Origin of the sequence: Streptomyces sp. NPDC005574, assembly GCF_040605435.1 — a bacterium.
GTDB lineage: Bacteria > Actinomycetota > Actinomycetes > Streptomycetales > Streptomycetaceae > Streptomyces.
Genome location: NZ_JBEXCW010000033.1, coordinates 86,646 through 91,444, shown reverse-complemented (window position 1 = coordinate 91,444; position 4,799 = coordinate 86,646). Strand labels below are relative to the sequence as shown.

The following is a 4,799-nucleotide window of genomic DNA, read 5'->3' as shown; positions in this document are numbered from 1 at the left end:
CGGTGCGTGCGGCGGCTGCGGGAGGCCGGGCTGTCGGGGCGGACGATCGTGCTGAAGGTGCGCCGGTACGACTTCTCCACGCTGACCCGGTCGGACCCCGGTCGCCGGCGACCACCCTGCGCGTCCCGTCCCTGGGCATCGCCGCGCCCGTGATCGGGCTCCGGCTCGGCCCCGACCGGCAGCTGGGGACCCCGCCCCTGGACCGGCCCAAGCTGGTCGGCTGGTACCAGGACGGACCCACACCCGGCGAGAGCGGCACGGCCATCGCCGTCGGCCACCGCGACACGAGGACCGGTCCGGCGGTCTTCGCCGCCCTGGCCCAGCTGACCCGCGGCAGCCACATCGAGGCCGGACGCGCGGACGGCCGTACCGCCGTCTACACCGTGGACCGGGTGCGGGTCTTCGACAAGGCGCGCTTCCCCGACAAGGAGGTGTACGGCCCGAGCCGACGCCCCGAGCTGCGGGTGCTCACCTGCGGCGGCCTCTACACCCGCAGGACCGGCTACACCAGCAACGTCGTCGTCTTCGCCCATCTGACCGCCACCCGCTGACCGGGCACCGGCACCCGCCGCGACCGGGGGCCGGCACCGGCTGAACCGGTGCGTCCGTTTCCTCCCACGGCGGATCGCGGAGTCCGATTCCGTCGAGCGTCTTCCCCCGAGCGCGCACTGTCCGTTAGCTTCCGTGACTCACGGCCCGTACGACCCGCACGGGACCTCCGACCGCGGAGCACCAGCGCCCAAGTGAGCCCCCGGGGGCACCGTCATGACACGCGCCATCTCCCTGCACGACGTCAGCAAGGTGTACAGCAAGGGCGTCCGGGTGGTGGACCGGCTCTCGCTCGACATCGTGCCCGGCGAGTTCCTGGTCCTGCTCGGCCCCTCGGGCTGCGGCAAGTCCACCGTGCTGCGGATGATCGCCGGCCTGGAGGAGATCACCAGCGGCGAGCTGCGGCTCGACGGCGCGCACGCCAACGACCTGCTCCCGTCCGAGCGGGACATCGCGATGGTGTTCCAGAACTTCGCGCTCTACCCGAACATGACGACCCGCGGCAACATCGGCTTTCCGCTGCGGGTGGAGAGCCCCGGCGACGACCCGGGCCCGCGGGTGGACGCCACCGCCCGCATGCTGGGCATAGAGGACCTTCTCGACCGCTTCCCCAGCCAGCTCTCCGGCGGCGAGCGCCAGCGCGTCGCCATGGGCCGGGCCATCGCCCGGCACCCCTCGGCGTTCCTGATGGACGAGCCGCTGTCCAACCTCGACGCCAAGCTCCGCAACCACCTGCGCGCCGAGATCACCCACCTCACCCGCGAGCTGGGCGTCACCACGGTCTACGTCACCCACGACCAGTCCGAGGCCATGTCCCTCGGCGACCGGGTCGCCGTCCTGCGCGGCGGGGTCCTCCAGCAGGTGGGCGCCCCGCGCTCGGTGTACGCCCTGCCGCGCAACGTCTTCGTCGCCGCCTTCATCGGCATCCCGCGCATCAACCTGCTGCGCGGGCTGGTGCGCGCCCCGCTGGACGGGGCGATGACGATCAGCCTCGGCAAGCAGTTCCTGCGCCTGCCCGAACCCCTGTGCCTGGACCACCAGTTGCTGCGTGTGCAGCAGGGCAGGGAGGTCATCGTGGGCCTGCGTTCGGAAGCGGTGCGGATCGCGCGGCCCGCGTCCGCCCGGCCGGGCGAGGTGGCCATCAGCGGTCTGGTGGAGCACGTGGAGTTCCAGGGCCACGAGGTCCTCGTGCACTTCAGTACCGGGTCCCGGCCCGCCGTCGTACCGGATCTGGAGGCGCCGCGTCCGACCGCGCCCTCCCGGCGCCGGAGACGGGAGGGAACGGTGCTGGACCGGCTGAAGGGGCGGGCGGGCACCCTGCGGGCCGGGCCGGTGGTGGTGCTCGAACACCCGGCGGACGCCGCCACCGACCCGGAGCCGCCCGAGGGCCGCCTGCCCGGCGATCTCGTCGTGCGCACCACTCCCGACATCGACCTGCGGCGGGGTATGCAGGTGCCGCTGCTCGTCGACATCGCCCACCTGTTCGTCTTCGACCAGCACGGCGAGCGGATCTGCCCGGCCCCGGACCGCCTCCCCGACCTGGACGCGTGACGCCTGGCCGGCGCGGATACGGGGACCGTCCGCGGCGGCGGGCCGCGCCGCCGGCCGGGCGCGCCGAGACGTACGTCTCCCTCCGCCGTCCTCCGGGGTGTCTGGCGCCCGAAAACTAACACCGCTAGTTTGTGAGCCGGACGACGACACCGCCCCGCCGGGAGGACGCACCATGAAGGCACACGACGGCATGTACATCGACGGGGCCTGGCGCCCCGCCGCGGGGCCCGACACGATCGAGGTCGTGAACCCGGCCGACGAACAGGTCGTCGCCCGGGTCCCCGCGGGCACCGCCGAGGACGTCGACGCCGCCGTACGGGCCGCCCGCGGCGCCCTGCCGGGCTGGGCCCGGACCGCTCCCGCCGAACGCGCCGCGCGGCTGGCCGCCCTGCGGGACGTCCTGACGGCCCGGGCCGACGAGATCGCCCGCACGGTCACCGCCGAACTCGGCTCGCCCCTCGCGTTCTCGCAGGCGGTGCACGCCGGGGTGCCGATCGCGGTCGCGGGCTCGTACGCCGAACTGGCCGCGACCTACGCCTTCGAGGAGAAGGCGGGCAACTCCACCGTCCACCTGGAACCGGTCGGCGTGGTCGCCGCCATCACGCCCTGGAACTACCCCCTCCACCAGATCGTGGCGAAGGTGGCCCCCGCGCTCGCGGCGGGCTGCACGGTGGTGCTGAAGCCGGCCGAGGACACCCCGCTGACCGCGCAGCTCTTCGCCGAGGCCGTCGACGAAGCGGGCGTCCCGGCAGGCGTGTTCAACCTGGTCACCGGTCTCGGCCCGGTCGCCGGACAGGCCCTCGCCGAGCATCCCGGCGTCGACCTGGTCTCCTTCACCGGCTCCACCGCCGTCGGCCGGCGGATCGGCGCGGCGGCGGGCGCGGCCGTCAAGAAGGTGGCCCTCGAACTGGGCGGCAAGTCCGCCAACGTGATCCTGCCGAGCGCCGACCTCGCCAAGGCGGTCAACGTCGGCGTCGCCAACGTGATGTCCAACTCGGGCCAGACGTGCAGCGCCTGGACCCGCATGCTGGTGCACACCTCGCGCTACGACGAGGCGGTCGAACTGGCCGCGGCGGCCGCCGCCAAGTACGGCGACCGGATCGGCCCGGTGGTCAACGCCACCCAGCAGACCCGGGTGCTCGGCTACATCGACAAGGGCGTGGCCGAGGGCGCCCGCCTGGTCGCGGGCGGCTCCGAACCGCCGCGCGAGCAGGGCTACTTCGTCAGCCCCACGGTGTTCGCCGACGTCACCCCGGAGATGGCGATCGCCCAGGAGGAGATCTTCGGACCGGTCCTGTCGATCCTGCGCTACGAGGACGAGGAGGACGCCCTGCGGATCGCGAACGGCACCGTCTACGGCCTCGCCGGGGCCGTCTGGGCCGGTGACCGGGAGGAGGCCGTGGCCTTCGCCCGCCGGATGGACACCGGCCAGGTCGACATCAACGGCGGCCGCTTCAACCCGCTCGCGCCCTTCGGCGGCTACAAACAGTCGGGTGTGGGCCGCGAACTCGGCACGCACGGCCTGTCCGAGTACCTCCAGACCAAGTCCCTGCAGTTCTGAGGAGCCTCCCGTGGTTCGTGCCGCCGTCCTGCCCGCCGTGGGCGCCCCCCTGGAGATCACGGAGATCGAGCTCCCGGACCCCGGCCCAGGCCGGGTCCGCGTCCGGCTCGCCGCCGCCGGGGTCTGCCACTCCGACCTGTCCCTGTCCAACGGCACCATGCGCGTGCCGGTCCCCGCCGTCCTCGGCCACGAGGGCGCCGGCACCGTCGTCGCCGTCGGCGAGGGCGTCACCCGTTTCTCGCCGGGGGACGGCGTCGTCCTCAACTGGGCGCCGTCCTGCGGGAGCTGCCACGCCTGTTCGCTCGGCGAGGTGTGGCTGTGCGCCAACGCCCTCAACGGCGCCGCCGGCATCCACGCCCGCCGCGCCGCCGACGGCGCCGACCTGCACCCCGGCCTGAACGTCGCCGCGTTCGCCGAGGAGACGGTCGTACCGGCCGCCTGCGTCCTGCCCCTCCCGGACGGCGTCCCGCTCACCGACGCGGCCCTCCTCGGCTGCGCGGTCCTCACCGGCTACGGCGCCGTCCACCACTCGGCGCGGGTCCTGCCGGGGGAGACGGCCGCGGTGTTCGGCGTGGGCGGCGTCGGGCTCGCCACCCTCCAGTCGGCCCGCATCGCCGGCGCCTCGAAGATCGTCGCGGTCGACGTGTCCCCGGAGAAGGAGGAACTGGCGCGCGCGGCGGGCGCCACCGACTACGTCGTCGCCTCCGACACCACCGCCCGCGACATCCGCGCCCTCACCGGCAAGCAGGGCGTGGACGTGGCGATCGAGTGCGTGGGCCGCGCGGTCACCATCCGCGCGGCCTGGGACTCCACCCGCCGCGGCGGCCGCACCACGGTGGTCGGCATCGGCGGCAAGGACCAGCAGGTCACCTTCAACGCGCTGGAGCTCTTCCACTGGGGCCGCACCCTCTCCGGCTGCGTCTACGGCGACTCGGACCCGGCGAAGGACCTCCCGGTGCTGGCCGAGCACGTCCGGGCGGGCCGCCTGGACCTGGGCGCGCTGGTGACCGAACGGATCGGCCTGGAGGGCATCCCGGCGGCGTTCGAGAACATGCTGGCCGGCAAGGGGGGACGGGCGCTGGTGGTGTTCTGACGGGTTCGGACGCCCGCGGCGGGTCCCGGGCCCGCCCTGCCCGGT

At 74.2% G+C, this 4,799-nt stretch carries 3 protein-coding genes and 2 pseudogenes; all 5 read left to right on the top strand.

Annotated features, from left to right (window positions below; all coding sequences use genetic code 11):
- Nucleotides 1-96 (top strand): annotated as a pseudogene (locus ABZT03_RS22205) (hypothetical protein); the annotation flags it as partial.
- Nucleotides 96-551, top strand: a pseudogene (locus ABZT03_RS22200) (class F sortase); the annotation flags it as partial. The pseudogenes ABZT03_RS22205 and ABZT03_RS22200, both read left to right, overlap by 1 nt.
- Nucleotides 552-765: 214 nt before the next feature.
- Nucleotides 766-2,100, top strand: a complete 1,335-nt coding sequence (locus ABZT03_RS22195) for an ABC transporter ATP-binding protein (RefSeq protein WP_356041821.1) — start codon at nt 766-768, stop codon at nt 2,098-2,100.
- Between the two features lie 172 nt (nt 2,101-2,272).
- Nucleotides 2,273-3,661: an aldehyde dehydrogenase family protein gene (locus ABZT03_RS22190; RefSeq protein WP_356041819.1), complete on the top strand. Its 1,389-nt coding sequence runs from the start codon at nt 2,273-2,275 to the stop codon at nt 3,659-3,661.
- A 10-nt stretch (nt 3,662-3,671) separates the two neighbouring features.
- Nucleotides 3,672-4,754: a Zn-dependent alcohol dehydrogenase gene (locus ABZT03_RS22185; protein WP_356041818.1), complete on the top strand. Its 1,083-nt coding sequence runs from the start codon at nt 3,672-3,674 to the stop codon at nt 4,752-4,754.
- Nucleotides 4,755-4,799: the final 45 nt, after the last annotated feature.

Coding starts and splice junctions, on each gene's coding strand:
- ABZT03_RS22195 (WP_356041821.1), top strand. CDS start 766: ATGACACGCGCCATCTCCCTGCACGACGTCAGCAAGGTGTACAGCAAG.
- ABZT03_RS22190 (WP_356041819.1), top strand. CDS start 2,273: ATGAAGGCACACGACGGCATGTACATCGACGGGGCCTGGCGCCCCGCC.